Genomic DNA, 15,718 nt, shown 5'->3' with positions numbered 1-15,718 from the left:
ATGATCCGATTCGATCAGGTGGTCAAGCGCTTCGGCGACCTCACCGTGCTCGATCACCTCGATTTCAGCGTGCGCCGCGGGGAGAAGGTCACCCTGATCGGGCCGTCGGGGTCGGGCAAGACCACCATTCTGCGGCTGCTGATGACCCTGGAGACGATCAGCGACGGCGTGATCTGGGTCGACGGTGCACCACTCACCCACACCGAGCGCGGCGGAAAGCTGGTGCCCGCCAAGGAGAAACACCTGCGCGCGGTGCGGACCAAGATCGGCATGGTGTTCCAGCAGTTCAACCTGTTCCCGAACATGACGGTGCTGGAGAACATCACCGAGGCGCCGATCCACGTGCTCGGCAAGTCGAAAGATGAAGCGCGCGAACGTGCTCGCCATCTGCTCGACGTCGTCGGCCTGTCGGACAAGGCCGACGCGCATCCCTCGCAGCTGTCGGGTGGGCAGCAACAGCGGGTCGCGATCGCGCGGTGCTGTGCGATGGATCCGAAGGTCATGCTGCTCGACGAGGTGACGTCGGCCTTGGATCCGGAGCTGGTCGGCGACGTCCTCGACGTGCTGCGCACCATCGCCGAAACCACCGACATCACCATGCTGATCGTCACCCATGAGATGCGTTTCGCGCGCGAGGTGTCGGATCGGGTACTGATGTTCGACTCCGGTCGCATCGTCGAGCAGGGCCCGCCGGAGCAGATCTTCGAAGCACCGGCCAACGAGCGGACGCGCAAGTTCCTCGAGGCCGTGCGCTGAACCACGCGGACAGCGGATCGGGGCGGTCCGGCCCCGCCGCTGACCACGGACGACCGGTCCGCGGCGGGGCGGGGCGCGGTGCCGGTTTCGGCGACGATTACCGTTGTCGATCGTGCTGGTGCTGCTGCCTCCCTCCGAAACCAAGTCCGACGGCGGATCGGGCGCGCCGCTGGACCTCGCCGATCTCGCGATGCCGCAGCTCAGCGCGGTTCGCGACAAGTTGATCACCGAGGTCGTCCAGCTGGCGGCCGACCCCGCGGCCTCGGCCGCGGTGCTCGGGCTGGGTAAAGGCGCCGACGCGGAGATCGCCCGCAACGCGAGCCTGCGCACGTCGGCGACCCGCCCCGCCCTGGAGCGCTACACCGGGGTCCTCTACGACGCCCTGGACGCGAAGTCGTTCACCACGGTGCAGCGGGCCAAGGCATATGCCCGCCTGGGGATCGGATCGGCCCTGTTCGGCGCGGTTCGCGCGGCCGACCCCATCCCCGCCTACCGCCTCTCCGGCGGCACCAAACTGCCAGGGCTGCCGACACTTTCGGCCCTCTGGCGCGACGTGCTGCCCGACGCTCTCTACGCGGAGGCCGCGGGCGAGCTCGTCATCGACCTGCGGTCGGGTACCTACCAGCAACTCGGCCGAGTTCCCGACGCCGTCACCGCCAATGTGCTCACCGAGCACCCGGACGGCTCACGCACGGTGGTCAGCCACTTCAACAAACATCACAAGGGTCTGCTCGCCCGCGCGCTGGTGCTCACCCGCGCCGACCCCACCGACATCCGCGCCGTTGCCCGGGTAGCCACCAAGGCAGGCCTGCGTGCCGAAGTCGCCTCCCCCACCGAACTTCTGATCATCACTCGGTGACGGGCGCCATCAGCTGGATGAGGTTGCCGCAGGTATCGTCGAACACCGCGGTGCTGAACGCGCCCATCGGGGCGGGGGCCTGCGTGAAGAAGACATCGCGGTCGAGCAGGCGGCGGTATTCGGCGTCGAGATTGTCGACGGTGAAGACGATGACGGGGATACCTTCGGCGCTCAGTGCCGTTTTGTAGGCCTTGGCGGCCGGATGCTGGTCGGGCTCGAGCAGCAACTGGATACCGTCGACATCGGCGGGCGAGACGAGGGTGAGCCAGTCGAATTCGCCGAGCGAGACCTTGTCCTTGACCTGGAAGCCGAGCACGTCGGTGTAGAAGGCCTCGGCCTTGGCCTGGTCGTCGACGAAAACGCTGGTCACTCCGATGCGGATCATGTGTCCTCCTGGGGGATGGGCCAACGCACCGAAATCGCCTGTAGCGGCGTGAAATCGGCGTGATGGAACTTGTATCGGCCTTGCCGACGGGTATGGACGAGACCGGCTTCCTCGAGTACGCCCAGGTGCTGGGTGATCGCCTGACGTGACGAGCTGATGCCGTGCTTGTTCACGATCCGGGCGCACAATTCGAACAGGGTTTGCCCGTCGCGATCAGCCAGTTCGTCGAGAAGCGCGCGGCGTGTCGAATCCGCCAAGGCGGTGAAGATATCGGTCACTGCACGCTCCGTTCACTCCCCTCGAACCATAGGCAAGTGCGCACTTGCCTGTCAAGTGCAAGCGTTCGCTTGCCTGTCATGTGCCGCACCCCGCCCGCCAACCTCGGGCCGCCTCCACCAACCGGGCGCGAACCAAGTCGACGTGTGGTCGCGACGGTGCGCCGATCCGGCGGGCCAGGAAGCCGGTGTTGATCGGCGGGTCGGCGGGATCGAGCAGCGTGACCAGCGTTCCGTCGGCCCGTTCCCGACCGCACAGGTAGTGCGGAAGCACGCTGATCCCCGCCCCCGAGGTGACAGCGGCCAGTACCGCGCGCAGATCGCCGACGATCAGGGCGGGCTCGGCTTCCAGACGGGTCTCGAAGACGTGGCGCCAGTAACGACGCAGGATCGGCAGATCGGCGGCGTAGCTGACGAGCGGGATGCCGTCGAGCGCGATCGGCCCCTCGGCCCGCAGACGGTCGGCGTCGATCCGGTCGGCGATCGACGGGGCTGCGACGAGAAGGAATTCCTCGTCGACGAGCGGTTCCGCCAGCACGGTCCGGCCGCGCGGGCGGGTGGTGGCGAAGACCAGGTCCAGTGCCCCCGAATGCAATCGAGCGAGCAACTCGTCGGTCATACCGGTGCTGACCGTGAGCCGCACACCGTCGGCGACCAACGGCGACAACGCGGGCACGATCTTGGCGGCGAGCATCTCCGCCGGTCCGCCGAGCAGCACCGGCGGCTCGGGCGGGGCAGCCCGAGCGGTCGCCGCACCGCTGACGACCGCCTCCAGCTCCTCGAGGGGACCGCCGACCCGCGCCGCGAGCTCGTGACCGGCGGCGGTCGGCGTCACCCCGCGCGGCAGGCGTTCGAACAGCGGCCTGCCGAGGTGCCGTTCGAGCGCCTGGATCTGCGTGGTCACGGTCGGCTGGGACAGCCCGACCTGGGCAGCGCCCGCGGTGAGCGAGCCGGTGCGGAACACGGCGAGGAAGGTCCGCAGCTGCACCAGATCCATCGACCCATCGGCTGACCTATGTCTCATATAGATGATCCTATTGGTCAGGAGATTCCGTCAACCCTAGCGTTGTTCCCATGGCACACATCCTGTTCGTTCTCACCGGCACTGATCATTGGACACTGGCCGACGGCACCGAACATCCCACCGGCTACTGGGCCGAGGAATTCACGGCGCCCTATACGGCCTTCACCGCGGCGGGCAACACCGTCACGGTGGCGACCCCGGACGGCGTTGTCGCGACGGTCGACCAGGCCAGCCTGGCCCCCGAGGTCAACGGTGGCGCCGACGGTGCGGCGGCGGTCGCCGACATCCTGTCCGGCGCCGACGCATTGCGGAATCCGCTCGCTCTCGACAAGGTCGACCTCGCCGACTACGACGCCGTCTTCTACCCCGGCGGTCACGGCCCGATGCAAGATCTCGCCGTCGACCCGGTCTCGGGCGCTCTCCTCGACCACGCCCTTGCCTCCGGCAAACCGCTCGGCATCGTCTGCCACGCCCCCGCCGCGCTCCTCGCCACCGCGGAGTCGGGCAGCTCCCCCTTCGCGGGCTACCGCCTCACCGCGTTCAGCAATGCCGAGGAAACCCAGGCGGGCTTCGCCGACAAGGCGAAGTGGCTGCTCCAGGATCGCCTGGTCGCACTCGGTGCCGACTACCGCGAAGGCGACCCGTGGGCCCCGCACATCGAGGTGGACCGCAATCTCTACACCGGCCAGAACCCCGCCTCCGCGGGCCCGCTGGCCGCCGAAATGCTCACCGCTCTCTGACGACGAGAACGGGGCAGCTGGTCCGTCAGCCGATCTCCGCGGTGAGTTCGGCCAGTTCCGCGGCGAGGTTGGCGCGGGCGATCGCCTCGTACCGGTCGTGGGCGAGGTCGGTGCGGAAAAGGCGGGGCTGGTCGGCCAGATTGCGGAGCACCGAGGCGCGCCCGGCCCGGAACAGATCATCGGGCACGTGGGCGTATTCGGCGCGGATCGCGGTGGTGTAGGCGGCGTATTCCTCCGGAGTACCGCCGAGGACAACGAGGTCGGCATCACAGAGCACCGCACCGTTCGCATCGCCCGGCTGCGGACGGTGCCCGCGGGTCAGCACCACGAGCCGCACCACCTCCTCGACCAATTCCGGTGCGGCACCGAGCGATTCGAGGATGTCACGACCCAGGTCGGCGCTGCGCTCCTCGTTGTCGGCCCGGGCGACGGCGTAGATCGCGTCGTGGAAGAACGCCGCGTAGCGCACGGCGTCGATATCGGCTGCGGCATCGGCCAATTCGTCGATGGCCGCGAGCATCACCGCCAGGTGCGTGCCGGTGTGGTAGCGGCGGTGCGGTTCGCTGTAGCGCCCCACCACTCCGGCACCGATCTGTTCGGCCTCGATCCCGGCCAATGCGATCCACCGGTCCATCAGGTTCTGTGACAACGCACTCATACAACAAGTTTCGTCGTCGGTACCGACACCCACAACCCCCCGATACCACCCGGACGACGCTCAGCGCTCAGACCTCGGCGGCAGCGAGCGCCGCACGCACCTCCTCGGCGCCGGCGGGCTTCGAGGCGGGAGGCCAGTTGTCGTCGGCGGCGTAGGGGCGCACGTAAACGGGGGTATCCCGTTGGGAGCGGCGGCTTTCGGCCAGGGAACCACCGTCGACCACGTCATAGCCGATGGCGTCGATGAGGTCGGTGGCGAGCTTCTTGGCGGCGGGGTCGTCGCCGAACACGGGCAGGGCAGACCGGTCCGTGGCACCGGCCGGGCGGGCGAGTTCGGCGAGGTTGGCGTAGGCGATGTTGTTGAACGCCTTGACCACCTTCGATTCCGGCAGGTGGCGTTGCAGCAGTTCGCTGGTGGTGGTCTGGTCGGCGTCGAGTTCGGGGAAGGCGCCATCGCGGTCGGGATAGTAGTTGTTGGTGTCGAACACGACCTTGCCCGCGAGCGGTGCGACCGGTACGTCCCGATACGCCTTCAACGGCACCGTGACCACCACATAGTCGCCTGCTTCGGCCGCCTCGGCCGGGGTAGCCGCCCGTGCCCGCGGACCCAGCTCGGCGACCAGCTCCGCCAGGGTCTGCGGTCCGCGTGAGTTGCTCAGCACCACGTCATAGCCCGCGTCCACCGCCAGCCGCGCGACGGTGGATCCGATATGTCCGCTACCGATCAATCCGAGTGTCGTCATGCGCAGCACAACCTCCGCCACCGCATCGTTGTTCCCTCGCACTGCGGCCGTTGTCACCGCTCCCACCGCCGGATAGCGTGAGGCGATGGTGTCCTCGGCTCATCTGGTCTCGTTCGCGGGTTTGGCGTTTCTGCTGGTGATCGTGCCCGGACCCAGCGTCCTGTTCACGATCGGCCGGGCACTCACCGTCGGGCGGCGATCGGCGCTGATGACCGTGGTGGGCAATGCGGTCGGGGTGTACGGCCAAGTCGTGGCGGTCGCGTTCGGGTTGGGCGCGGTGGTGGCGGCGTCGGCGGCGGTGTTCACCGCGATCAAACTGGTCGGCGCCGCCTATCTGGTCTATCTCGGCGTGCAGGCGATCCGCCATCGTGACGCGCTACGGACCGCCTTTCACGCCGAGCAGGACGTGGCCGCGCACAGTCCGATGGCGGCGCTACGCGACGGCGTGATCGTCGGAGCCGCCAACCCTAAGACCATCGTCTTCCTGGCGGCGCTGCTGCCACAGTTCGTGGATACCTCGCGCGGTGCGGTCCCTCAGCAGATGTTGATCCTCGGGCTCTGCATCCCCGTGTTCGGCCTGATCTTCGACTCGCTCTGGGCGTTCGCGGCCGGGTCGGCACGGTCCTGGTTCGCGCGGTCGCCCCGTCGGCTCGCCGCCATCGGCGGTACCGGTGGCCTGGTGATGATCGGGCTCGGCACCTCACTTGCTCTCACCGGCCGCAAAGACTGAACTACAACCATCAGGATGTTCGATGAAGAGCTTGCTGCTCACCGGCGCTGTGGCGCTGATGGTCTCGGTGTCGACGCACGCGGTGGCGCAGGCCGAGGTGCGCCCGGGCGCCACCTACGTCGCGCTCGGTGATTCCGGGGCAGCCACCACGGGTGCGGTCGATCTCGACCTGACGGCTCCGCTGCGCTGCGTGCGATCCACCTCCAACGCGCCGAAGCTGGTCGCCGGAAGACTCGGGCTGGCGCTGGACGACCGGACCTGCAGCTCGGCGAAGATCCCGGATCTGTACGGGTCGCAAGGCGCCGGGATCGACCCCCAGTTCGACGCACTCGGTCCCGCCACCCAGATCGTCACCCTGCACATGGGCGCCAACGACGCGGGCATGACCGAGTTCATCCTCGGCCACTGTCACGCCGGAGCACTCAGCGGTGGTTGTGCCGCCGAGGCAGATCCGGAGTGGGACACCAAGATAGACGCGATCGCGCCCGCCTACGCCGCTGCGCTGGCCGATATCACCCGGCGCGCTCCCGAGGCGACCGTCTTCGTCGACGGCTGGCCCACCTATCTCACGAACACCAGCTGCCCGGCCATGCTCGGCCTGCTCCCCGCCGACGCCGCCTACATCCAGTCCAAGTTCGAACGCCTCAACACCGTCGTCGCGCGGGCGGCCGCCGACCACGGCGCCGTGTACATCGATACCGTCACCGCCTCCCGCGAATTCGGGATGTGCGCCGACCCTGGCGTCCGCTGGTTCGATCCGATTCTCGCCGATCGGACCCTGCTCCCCTATCACCCCACCCTCGCGGGCCAGCGGGGCGTCGCGGACCTGATCGTCGCCGCCGTCGAGTCGAGCGGAGTCCTCCCCCGCTGACCCCTACGGCCTAGAGCTTCTGGCCACCCGCGGTGAGGTCGCGCACGAGCAGCGCGGCGTGCAGGGAGGTGCGCGATTCACCGTCGTCGAGGTCGACGGCGAGGACGCGTTCGATGCGGGCGAGGCGGTCGTAGAGGGTGGGCCGGCTGATCGCGAGCGCCTTGGCGAGCTCGGTCTTGTTGCCCGCCAGGTCGAGGAAGCGGCGCAGCGTGCCGGTGAGGTCGGCGGTGTGGCGGATGTCGTAGCGCAGCAGTGCCCCGAGTTCGGCCTCGGCGAAACTCTGCACGCCGGGCTCGTCGCGGATCAGCGACAGCAGACCTCGCAGGCGAATATCCGCGCTGCGGAAGAACATTCGATTCGTCGCCGCGGTCATCGACAGGGCCACCTCGGCGACGCCCGCGGCATGCGCGAGCCTGCCCGCGGTGTCGAGGAGGGAATCGGAGTCGGCGCCGACGCCGACGACCGCACGACGCACGCCGTCGACCCGGCGGACCTCGGCCAGCACCGCCGAACACACCGTCGCCAGCCTGCCGTCGACGTCGCCGCCCCGCGTCACCGCGAGGATCACGGTGACCTGCTCCCCATCGGCGCCACCGCGCGTTCGCCGGTGTTCCGCCGCACTGAGCGCCGACGCGTCGACCAGGCCGAGCGCATGCGTCACCGCTTCGACGATGGCCTCGCTCCGTCGTTGCGCCGCCACCGGATCCGGCGCCGGCTCGGTGTCGATCTCGATCGCCAGCGGCACATAACGGGCCCGGCGGTGCAGGCCGAGGGCGGCCGCGCGCGCCTGCGCGTCGCGCTCGTCGGTCACCCGGCCCTCCACCAAATCGGCGATCAGGCCGGTCTGGGCCTGCCGGTGCAGGCCGAAACGGTCCTTGTCGATCATCCGGTGCAGGGTGATGGTCTGCGCGGCGCGTTCGAGGACCATGCCCACCCGTGCGGTGTGGGCCCGCTCGGTGCGCAGGATCAGCCTGCCCCATCGCTGCGTGTGCGGTCCGACCCCGACCACACCGGACCCGTCGGGCAGCATCCGCGACACCGATTCCCAATCATCGAGCAGCGCGGCCGAACTGGTGTGGCGGGCGGTGGCCGCCAGCACCCGATGCGACAGGTCTTCCAGCACCACCGACGCGTCGAGCATGCTCGCGGCAGTTTGCACGATCTCGGCCAGCGCGGCGCGGCGCACGCTCAGCTCGGTGAAGGTCTCGTGCACGGTGCGCGCGAATTCGAGTTCGGCGTACTGGTCGGCGACGATCGCCCGATGGACGGCTTCGGTGATCTCCACGAAGCGGGTCACCCGGTGCAGCACGATCACCGGCAACCCGAGTTCGGCGGCCGTGGCGGCGACCACGGGCCCGAGCTCGCTCACATAGCTGCCCAGTTCCACGACCAGTCCCGCGACGCCGGCGGCCGACAGCGATCTCAGGTAGACGATCCGCGCCTGCTCGGGCGCGGCGAGCGCCTGCCCGGTGGTCAGGATCAGCTCCGAGCCGACCAGGAGGTCGGCCACCTCGGCCTGGTCGCTGACATGCACCCAGCGCACCGGCCGGTCCAGGTTCGCGGCACAGATGACCTCGGGTTGCCCGGCCTGCATCACCGGCGTCGCGAGGACATCGGCCACCGTCAACAGCACTGACAAATCGTAATACGAATGCCACGATTGTGTACATATCGTCGGCCCACCGGAGGCTCCGGATGGACCAGGGTGGAAGCACCACACCACCGGCGAAACGAGGCATTCATGCAGTCCATCGGGCATTGGATCGACGGCAAATCGGTCAGCGGCAGCAGCGAGACCACCGCGCCGGTGACCAATCCCGCCACCGGCGCCGTCACCGGGGAGCTCGCGCTGGCCAATGTGGCCGACACCCGCGCCGCGATCGACGCCGCGACGGTGGCCTTCGCCTCCTGGCGTGATGCCTCACTCACCCGCCGCACCCAGGTGCTGTTCCGCTTCCGCGAGCTCCTGTCCGAGCGGAAGACCGAACTGGCCGCGGTGATCACCGCCGAACACGGCAAGGTGGCCGCCGATGCGCTCGGCGAGGTGACCCGAGGGCTCGAAGTCGTCGAATTCGCCTGTGGTGTCCCGCATCTGCTCAAGGGCGGCTTCACCGAGAACGCCTCGACCGACGTCGACATCTACTCGATCCGGCAGCCGCTGGGTCCGGTCGCGATCATCGCGCCGTTCAACTTCCCCGCCATGGTGCCGATGTGGTTCTTCCCGCTGGCGATCGGCGCGGGCAACACGGTGGTGCTCAAGCCGAGCGAGAAGGACCCGTCGGCGGCGCTGTGGCTGGCGCGGCTGTGGCAGGAGGCAGGCCTGCCCGACGGTGTGTTCAATGTCGTGCAGGGCGACAAGGTCGCGGTAGACGAGCTCCTGGACAACCCGGCCGTCAAGGCCGTCTCGTTCGTCGGCTCGACCCCGATCGCCAAGTACGTGTACCAGCGCGGCACCGCGGCGGGCAAGCGGGTGCAGGCGCTCGGCGGCGCGAAGAACCACATGGTGGTCCTGCCCGACGCCGATCTGGACCTGGCCGCCGATGCCGCCGTGAACGCCGGTTTCGGGTCGGCGGGTGAGCGGTGCATGGCGATCAGCGTGGTCGTCGCCGTCGGCGGGGTGGCCGACGAACTGGTCACCAAGATCAGTGCACGAGCCGCGGACATCGTCACCGGTGACGGCACCGGCGGCGCCGAGATGGGCCCGCTGATCACCCGGGCGCACCGCGACCGGGTGGCCGAGTACATCGACGCGGGCGAGACGTCCGGTGCCCGGGTGGTGCTCGACGGACGCAACCTCACCGTCGACGGCGCACCGGACGGATTCTGGCTGGGCCCCACGATTCTCGACGAGGTCACCCCGACCATGAGCGTCTACACCGACGAGATCTTCGGCCCGGTGCTGTCGGTCGTGCGGGTCGGCACCTACGAGGAGGCGGTGGCGCTGATCAACGCGAACCGCTACGGCAACGGCACCGCCATCTTCACCAACGACGGCGGCGCGGGACGACGGTTCCAGCACGAGGTGGAGGTGGGTATGGTCGGCATCAACGTCCCGATCCCGGTGCCGATGGCCTATTTCAGCTTCGGCGGCTGGAAGAATTCCCTGTTCGGTGACTCGCACGCGCACGGCACCGACGGCGTGCACTTCTTCACCCGCACCAAAGCGGTCACCACCCGCTGGCTCGACCCGAGCCACGGTGGGCTGGAACTCGGTTTCCCACAGAACAAGTGACTTCAGGAGACTTCGCCATGACGCTTTCCGAAGAGGCCGCTCGCGCCTACGAGCTCGACCGCCGCCACGTCTTCCATTCCTGGTCCGCGCAAGCGACTCTCACGCCGATGGTGCTCACCGCCGCCGAGGGGTGCTACGTGTGGGACGGCGAGGGCAACCGCCTGCTCGACTTCTCCTCGATGATGGTGAACACCAATATCGGCCACCAGCATCCGAAGGTCGTCGCCGCGATCCAGGAGCAGGCGGCGAAACTCTGCACTGTCGCGCCGTCGTTCGCCAACGACGCCCGCTCGGAAGCGGCCCGCCTGATCAGCGAACGCACGCCCGGTGACCTCGACACGATCTTCTTCACCAACGGCGGCGCCGACGCCGTCGAGCACGCCGTCCGGATGGCACGACTGCACACCGGCCGCTACAAGGTGCTCTCGCGCTACCGCTCCTACCACGGCGGCACCGAGACCGCGGTGAACCTCACCGGCGACCCGCGCCGCTGGCCCAACGACCACGGCAACACCGGCACCGTGCACTTCTTCGGCCCGTTCCTGTATCGCTCGGAGTTCCACGCCACCGACGAGGCGCAGGAAACCGAACGCGCGCTGGCCCATCTCGAACGCACCATCGAGATGGAGGGTCCGGCCACCATCGCCGCGATCGTCCTGGAGTCGGTCCCGGGCACCGCGGGCATCATGGTGCCGACCACGGAGTACATGCGTGGAGTGCGCGCACTGTGCGACAAGCACGGCATCGTCTTCATCGCCGACGAGGTGATGGCCGGCTTCGGCCGGACCGGAAAGTGGTTCGCCATCGACAATTTCGATGTCGTACCCGATCTGATCACCTTCGCCAAGGGCGTGAACTCCGGGTATGTCCCGCTCGGTGGCGTGGCGATCAACGCGGCCGTCGCGGCGACCTTCGCCCACCGCCCGTATCCCGGCGGGCTCACCTATTCCGGTCATCCGCTGGCGACCGCCGCTGCCGTCGCGACGATCACCGCGATGGCCGAGGAAGGCATTGTCGAGAATGCCGCCGCCATCGGCGCGAAGGTCATCGGGCCCGGCCTTCGTGAACTGGCGCAACGGCATCCGAGCATCGGCGAAGTCCGCGGGCTCGGTGTCTTCTGGGCCGTCGAGCTGGTCCGGAACCGGGCCACCCGCGAGCCGTTGGCCCCCTACGGCGGCACCAGCCCCGCGATGACCGAACTGGTGGCCGCCTGCCGCACCGGCGGGATGCTGCCGTTCGTCAATTTCAACCGCTTGCACGTGGTCCCGCCGTGTGTGATCACCGAGGCCGAGGCCAAGGAGGGGCTCGCCATCCTCGACCAAGCCCTCACCGTCGCCGACGCGCACACCGTCGCTACCCCTTGATCCAGTCGATCGCGATGGCGACGACGGCGGCGTTGAAGAAGAAGCTCAGCACGCTGTGGGCGGTGACGCGCCGGCGCATCGACCGCTGCACCACCTTCACATCCGATACCGCGAACGAGGTGCCGATGGTGAACGAGAAGTACACGAACTCCGACAGCTGCGGCACCGGGCACTCCGGGAAACGCAGTCCCCCGTCGGCGAACTGGGCCCGCGCGTAGATCTGCGCGAACGCGGTGTGCAGGAGCAACCACGACATCAGCACCGTCGCCGCCGCGACGGCGTTGTCGGCCTCGCTGTCGCGGGCACCGATCATGATCATCCCGGCCGCCAGCCCGGCGCCACTGGCCACCACCGCGAAAGTGGTGGTGTACCAGCGTGGACCGATCCAGTCGATGGAGTCGTCGGGCAGGTCGCGGCGCAACAGCAGCCAGCCTGTCGCGACGTAGGCGACGGCCAGGAGATTCCAGACCAGCAACAGGCCGATCCCGCCGGTTGTCCACGAGAAGAGCGACAACCAGACCACACCGAGGACGGTCAGCCCGAGCTCCAGTACCCACACCAGCGTGCGACTCATGGCCGCAACGTCTACCACGCCGCCGTGTGGACACACCGACACCGCGCCCGGTGGCTGCGTTTTCCGCGCTGCGCGACTGATCGACGCGCTCGGGCAACGCCTGTCCACACCTCGAATCCTGGCCGGAATGACCCGGCCGGGCAGCGCGTTGTCCAAGAGCGTGACCGATACCGCAGTGCTTTCCGATGAACTGAAGTCGTACCTCGACGAGGAGAAGGTCTACGCGACCGTCGCCACCGTCGGGCCCAACGGGCATCCGCATCTGACCGTGGTCTGGATCAAACGCGAGGGTGACGAACTGCTGTTCTCCACCACCGTCTCACGACAGCAGGCCAAGAACCTGGTGCGTGACCCGCGGATCACCGTGATGGTGAACCCGCCGGAGCGGCCGTTCCTGTACGCCGAGGTACGCGGAACCGCCACCACCACACCGGATCCCGAGCGGGCGCTGCCGGACGAGATGTCGCTCAAATACACCGGCAAGCCGTATCGCGAGTTCAACCCGGCCTCGGTGAACGACGCCGAACGCGTCGTCATCCGCGTCACCCCCACCAAGGTCGCCGGACGCTTCTGACCAGCGGGCCCGGCGGAGTCAGCTCCGCTGGGCCTCTTCCTGCGCGTGCTGTGCCTGCACGAGCTGTTGCGGGGTGTAGCGCACGGTCAGCGCGACGAGCGCGGCGACGGCGGCGATGATCGCGCAGATGAACAGCACCAGGGTGTAGCCGCTGTTGAGCGCGTCGATCTCGGCGGGCGTCGTGTTCGCGCCGGGGGTATCGCTGCCGCCGAGCGACAGCGTGCGCGACGCCGCGATCGGGCTGAGCAGACCGATGGCGATCGGTGTCGCCAAGCTCATGAACATCTGGCCGACCGCCGAGAGCGGGCCGATGTTCGACGGCGGAACCCCGACCAGCACGCACAGCGGAGCGAGCACGATCGCCATCCCGACGCCGAAGCCGATCACCAGCAGCAGGGCCAGCAGCGTCGGCAGGTACTGCACGTGCCGGTCCAGTGTCGACCCGAAGAACAGGCCGACGGCGAGCACCACACCCGCGGTGGCGAGCAACCAGCGCGGCGCGATCACCAGCGCGGCCTTGGAGGCCACGGCACCGCCGACACCGATGCCGATGGTGAACGGGATCGAGGCGACACCGGCCAGCAGCGGGCTGTAGCCGAGCACGTTCTGCAGCAGCTGGGCGACGAAGAACGTCATCGCGCCGAGCACCGCACCGGCCAGGAAGATCAGAACGAAGGTGGCGACCCGGTCGCGGCTGTCGAACAGCGACCAGGGCAGCAGCGGATCGGATTCGCGTCGCTCGGCGAAGACGAAGATCACCAGCAGGACGAAACCGCCGATCAGCGAACCGAGGATCAGCGGGCTCGTCCAGCCCATGGCCGGACCCTCGGTGGCGCCGAACACGATCGTCGCGCAGGCCAGGGTGCCCAGGATCGCGCCCTTGATGTCGAGCGGAGTGCGGTGGTGTTCGGTGTCGGTGAGCTTGTAGACCGCGCCGAGCACGATGAGCGCGCCGATCGGGACATTGATCAGGAAGATCCAGCGCCACCCGACCTCGGTCAGCGCACCGCCGACGATGAGACCACCGACCGATCCGATGCCCGCCATCGAGCCGACGATCGCGATCGCCTGGTTCCTGGCCGGCCCGGGTGCGAAAGTCGTCGCGACCAGTGCGAACGCCGTCGGTGCCGCGATGGCGGCGCCCGCGCCCTGGAAGGCGCGCGAGATCAGCAGCATCGCCTCACCGGTGGCCAGACCACACGCCAGCGAGGCGGCGGTGAACAGGCCGACACCGTAGATCAGCATGCGTTTGCGGCCGAACGCGTCGCCGAGCCTGCCACCGAGCAGCATCAGTCCCGCGAAGGTGAGGCCGTAGGCGGTCACCGTCCACGCGCTACCGGAACTGGACAGCCCCATGTCCTGCTGCAGGCGCGGCAGGGCGAAGATCACGACGGTGCCGTCGAGCACCACCATGAACTGCAGACCGCTCAGCACGAGGATGGCCAGGCCGAACGCCCGCTGCTTCACCGGATACTGCATCGTCGCAGCGGGTTTATCGAGCACAGTGAGGCAGTGTAATTGGCGCACCGGCAACGAGTGGGCGCGCCGTCGGTGAAGCTAGTCGAGGCCGAAGCCCGCCGTGGGGCCGATGACGATGATCGCGGGCGGGCGGATGCCCTCTTCCTTGACCCGGTCGGCGACCGTGGCGAGGTCGGCGCGCACCACCCGCTGCGTGCGCAGGGTGCCTTCCTGGATGACCGCGGCCGGGGTATCGCTCGGGCGGCCACCGGCGAGCAGGGCCGCGGCGAACTTGTCGATCCGCTCGACCGCCATCATCAGCACGATGGTGCCGCGCAGCTTGGCCAGTGCCGACCAGTCGACGAGCGAATCGGGATGATCGGGGGCCACGTGTCCGCTCACGACCACGAACTCGTGGGTGACCCCGCGATGGGTCACCGGGATGCCCGCAGCGCCCGGCACCGAGATCGGGCTCGTGACACCGGGCACCACCGTCACCGGGATGCCTGCCTCGGTGCACGCCTCGAGCTCCTCGTAGCCGCGACCGAACACGTACGGATCGCCGCCCTTGAGCCGGACCACGAACTTGCCCGCTTTGAAGCCTTCGACGAGCGCGAGGTTGATCGCCTCCTGGGCCATCGACCGGCCGTACGGGATCTTCGCGGCGTCGATCACCTCGACGTGCGGGCCCAGTTCGGCGAGCAGTTCCGGCGGGGCGAGCCGGTCGGCGACGACCAGATCGGCGCGCGCGAGGAGCCGGCGACCACGCACGGTGATCAGGTCTGGATCGCCGGGACCGCCGCCGACGAGCGCGACGCCGGGGGTCACCGGTTCCGAATCATCGGTCACCACACCCGATTGCAGCGCTTCGAGGAGACCGTTGCGCACAGCCGCCGAGCGGCGGTGCGCGCCACCGGCGAGCACGCCGAGGGAGAGTCCGTCGTAGCGGGCGGTCGCGGGCGTGACCGCGGTGCCGTCGCGCGCGATGTCGGCGCGGACGCAGAAGATGCGCTTGGCGGTGGCCTCGGCGACCACCGCGGCGTTGGTCTCCGGTTCGTCGGTGCAGGCCATCGCGTACCAGGCGCCGTCGAGATCGCCGTCGGCGTAAGCGCGCAGTTCGACGGTGAGTTGCCCCGCCGTAGCCATGCCCTCCACCGCCGGGGTGACGGCCCGGCTGATCACGTGCACATCCGCACCCGAGGCCACGAGCAGGCCCAGTCGGCGCTGGGCAACGGTTCCGCCGCCGACCACCACTACTCTGCGTCCACGCAGATCGAGCCCGACCAGGTAGTTCGGGTCGCCTGCGGGCGGGGTCGATGCGGTGTCAGCGGTGTTCGGCACAGTGTCCCAGCCTAGTTCCTGGCTCGGTGCGGCCCGAACGCACCCGCCGACAGACTCGGCGCCGATCGACGATCTGTCCGTCGGCGGACCCGTCTTGACGGACGATCCGTCGGTTGTCCACGACACAGGACCCGA

17 protein-coding genes are annotated in these 15,718 nt (G+C 68.8%); 8 read left to right on the top strand and 9 right to left on the bottom strand.

Annotated elements, in window-relative coordinates:
• Entirely contained in the window at positions 1-756 is a 756-nt protein-coding gene (gene ehuA / locus ACFTS5_RS01135) for an ectoine/hydroxyectoine ABC transporter ATP-binding protein EhuA (RefSeq protein WP_378626505.1), read from the top strand.
• 112 nt (positions 757-868) lie between these two features.
• On the top strand, positions 869-1,615 hold the full coding sequence (gene yaaA / locus ACFTS5_RS01130) for a peroxide stress protein YaaA (protein ID WP_378626504.1): 747 nt from the start codon (positions 869-871) through the stop codon (positions 1,613-1,615).
• Here yaaA and ACFTS5_RS01125 read toward each other — a convergent pair.
• The 3 genes from ACFTS5_RS01125 to ACFTS5_RS01115 form a co-directional block, all read right to left on the bottom strand.
• A complete protein-coding gene (locus tag ACFTS5_RS01125; RefSeq protein WP_378628254.1) occupies positions 1,605-1,997 on the bottom strand; it encodes a VOC family protein in 393 nt (130 codons plus the stop codon). The genes yaaA and ACFTS5_RS01125 overlap by 11 nt on opposite strands.
• Positions 1,997-2,278 carry an ArsR/SmtB family transcription factor gene (locus ACFTS5_RS01120; RefSeq protein ID WP_378626502.1) on the bottom strand — a complete coding sequence of 94 codons (282 nt, stop codon included), beginning with the start codon at positions 2,276-2,278 and terminating at the stop codon, positions 1,997-1,999. Before ACFTS5_RS01120 ends, ACFTS5_RS01125 begins: the two co-directional genes overlap by 1 nt.
• 76 nt (positions 2,279-2,354) lie before the next feature.
• Positions 2,355-3,299, bottom strand: coding sequence for a LysR family transcriptional regulator (locus tag ACFTS5_RS01115; RefSeq protein WP_378626500.1), 945 nt, complete (start codon positions 3,297-3,299; stop codon positions 2,355-2,357).
• Between the two features lie 50 nt (positions 3,300-3,349).
• Here ACFTS5_RS01115 and ACFTS5_RS01110 point away from each other — a divergent pair, with 50 nt between their 5' ends.
• Positions 3,350-4,039, top strand: coding sequence for a type 1 glutamine amidotransferase domain-containing protein (locus ACFTS5_RS01110; protein WP_378626499.1), 690 nt, complete (start codon positions 3,350-3,352; stop codon positions 4,037-4,039).
• Positions 4,040-4,064: 25 nt separating this feature from the next.
• On the opposite strand, the gene ACFTS5_RS01105 is transcribed toward ACFTS5_RS01110, so the two are convergent.
• Positions 4,065-4,697, bottom strand: a complete 633-nt coding sequence (locus ACFTS5_RS01105) for a metal-dependent phosphohydrolase (protein ID WP_378626497.1) — start codon at positions 4,695-4,697, stop codon at positions 4,065-4,067.
• 67 nt (positions 4,698-4,764) lie between these two features.
• Complete coding sequence (locus tag ACFTS5_RS01100) at positions 4,765-5,448, bottom strand: NADPH-dependent F420 reductase (RefSeq protein WP_378628252.1); 684 nt, start codon at positions 5,446-5,448, stop codon at positions 4,765-4,767.
• A gap of 76 nt (positions 5,449-5,524) precedes the next feature.
• On the opposite strand from ACFTS5_RS01100, the gene ACFTS5_RS01095 reads away from it, so the two are divergent.
• Both ACFTS5_RS01095 and ACFTS5_RS01090 read left to right on the top strand, forming a co-directional pair.
• Positions 5,525-6,169, top strand: a complete 645-nt coding sequence (locus tag ACFTS5_RS01095; RefSeq protein ID WP_378626496.1) for a LysE family translocator — start codon at positions 5,525-5,527, stop codon at positions 6,167-6,169.
• Positions 6,170-6,191: 22 nt separating this feature from the next.
• Complete coding sequence (locus ACFTS5_RS01090; protein ID WP_378626495.1) at positions 6,192-7,040, top strand: SGNH/GDSL hydrolase family protein; 849 nt, start codon at positions 6,192-6,194, stop codon at positions 7,038-7,040.
• 10 nt (positions 7,041-7,050) lie between these two features.
• Here the strand turns inward: ACFTS5_RS01090 and ACFTS5_RS01085 are convergent, their stop codons facing one another.
• Positions 7,051-8,673, bottom strand: a complete 1,623-nt coding sequence (locus ACFTS5_RS01085) for a PucR family transcriptional regulator (protein WP_378626493.1) — start codon at positions 8,671-8,673, stop codon at positions 7,051-7,053.
• Positions 8,674-8,781: 108 nt separating this feature from the next.
• Between ACFTS5_RS01085 and ACFTS5_RS01080 the strand changes: the two genes are divergently transcribed.
• Together ACFTS5_RS01080 and ACFTS5_RS01075 are read left to right on the top strand one after the other, a co-directional pair.
• Positions 8,782-10,272 carry a CoA-acylating methylmalonate-semialdehyde dehydrogenase gene (locus ACFTS5_RS01080; protein WP_378626491.1) on the top strand — a complete coding sequence of 497 codons (1,491 nt, stop codon included), beginning with the start codon at positions 8,782-8,784 and terminating at the stop codon, positions 10,270-10,272.
• A 17-nt stretch (positions 10,273-10,289) separates the two neighbouring features.
• On the top strand, positions 10,290-11,636 hold the full coding sequence (locus ACFTS5_RS01075) for an aspartate aminotransferase family protein (RefSeq protein ID WP_378626490.1): 1,347 nt from the start codon (positions 10,290-10,292) through the stop codon (positions 11,634-11,636).
• Here the strand turns inward: ACFTS5_RS01075 and ACFTS5_RS01070 are convergent.
• A complete protein-coding gene (locus ACFTS5_RS01070) occupies positions 11,626-12,210 on the bottom strand; it encodes a DUF1345 domain-containing protein (RefSeq protein WP_378626489.1) in 585 nt (194 codons plus the stop codon). The genes ACFTS5_RS01075 and ACFTS5_RS01070 overlap by 11 nt on opposite strands.
• On the opposite strand from ACFTS5_RS01070, the gene ACFTS5_RS01065 reads away from it, so the two are divergent.
• On the top strand, positions 12,209-12,784 hold the full coding sequence (locus ACFTS5_RS01065; protein WP_378626487.1) for a PPOX class F420-dependent oxidoreductase: 576 nt from the start codon (positions 12,209-12,211) through the stop codon (positions 12,782-12,784). The two genes, ACFTS5_RS01070 and ACFTS5_RS01065, sit on opposite strands and share 2 nt — an antisense overlap.
• Before the next feature lie 18 nt (positions 12,785-12,802).
• Here the strand turns inward: ACFTS5_RS01065 and ACFTS5_RS01060 are convergent, their stop codons facing one another.
• Together ACFTS5_RS01060 and cobA are read right to left on the bottom strand one after the other, a co-directional pair.
• A complete protein-coding gene (locus ACFTS5_RS01060) occupies positions 12,803-14,263 on the bottom strand; it encodes an MFS transporter (RefSeq protein WP_378628251.1) in 1,461 nt (486 codons plus the stop codon).
• Positions 14,264-14,341: 78 nt separating this feature from the next.
• The gene (gene cobA / locus ACFTS5_RS01055; protein WP_378626486.1) at positions 14,342-15,583 is read right to left on the bottom strand and encodes a uroporphyrinogen-III C-methyltransferase; all 1,242 of its coding nucleotides are present in this window, start codon (positions 15,581-15,583) and stop codon (positions 14,342-14,344) included.
• Positions 15,584-15,718 lie beyond the last annotated feature (135 nt).

The sequence above is a fragment of the Nocardia sp. NPDC056952 genome (assembly GCF_042674185.1).
Taxonomy (GTDB): Bacteria; Actinomycetota; Actinomycetes; order Mycobacteriales; family Mycobacteriaceae; genus Nocardia.
The sequence above is the reverse complement of the archived record's forward strand: the minus strand, read 5'-3'. Positions and strand labels throughout refer to the sequence as shown.

Coding starts and splice junctions, on each gene's coding strand:
- ACFTS5_RS01075 (WP_378626490.1), top strand. CDS start 10,290: ATGACGCTTTCCGAAGAGGCCGCTCGCGCCTACGAGCTCGACCGCCGC.
- ehuA (WP_378626505.1), top strand. CDS start 1: ATGATCCGATTCGATCAGGTGGTCAAGCGCTTCGGCGACCTCACCGTG.
- ACFTS5_RS01090 (WP_378626495.1), top strand. CDS start 6,192: ATGAAGAGCTTGCTGCTCACCGGCGCTGTGGCGCTGATGGTCTCGGTG.
- ACFTS5_RS01095 (WP_378626496.1), top strand. CDS start 5,525: ATGGTGTCCTCGGCTCATCTGGTCTCGTTCGCGGGTTTGGCGTTTCTG.
- ACFTS5_RS01115 (WP_378626500.1), bottom strand. CDS start 3,299: ATGAGACATAGGTCAGCCGATGGGTCGATGGATCTGGTGCAGCTGCGG.
- ACFTS5_RS01060 (WP_378628251.1), bottom strand. CDS start 14,263: ATGCAGTATCCGGTGAAGCAGCGGGCGTTCGGCCTGGCCATCCTCGTG.
- ACFTS5_RS01070 (WP_378626489.1), bottom strand. CDS start 12,210: ATGAGTCGCACGCTGGTGTGGGTACTGGAGCTCGGGCTGACCGTCCTC.
- ACFTS5_RS01105 (WP_378626497.1), bottom strand. CDS start 4,697: ATGAGTGCGTTGTCACAGAACCTGATGGACCGGTGGATCGCATTGGCC.
- ACFTS5_RS01080 (WP_378626491.1), top strand. CDS start 8,782: ATGCAGTCCATCGGGCATTGGATCGACGGCAAATCGGTCAGCGGCAGC.
- ACFTS5_RS01065 (WP_378626487.1), top strand. CDS start 12,209: ATGGCCGCAACGTCTACCACGCCGCCGTGTGGACACACCGACACCGCG.
- ACFTS5_RS01110 (WP_378626499.1), top strand. CDS start 3,350: ATGGCACACATCCTGTTCGTTCTCACCGGCACTGATCATTGGACACTG.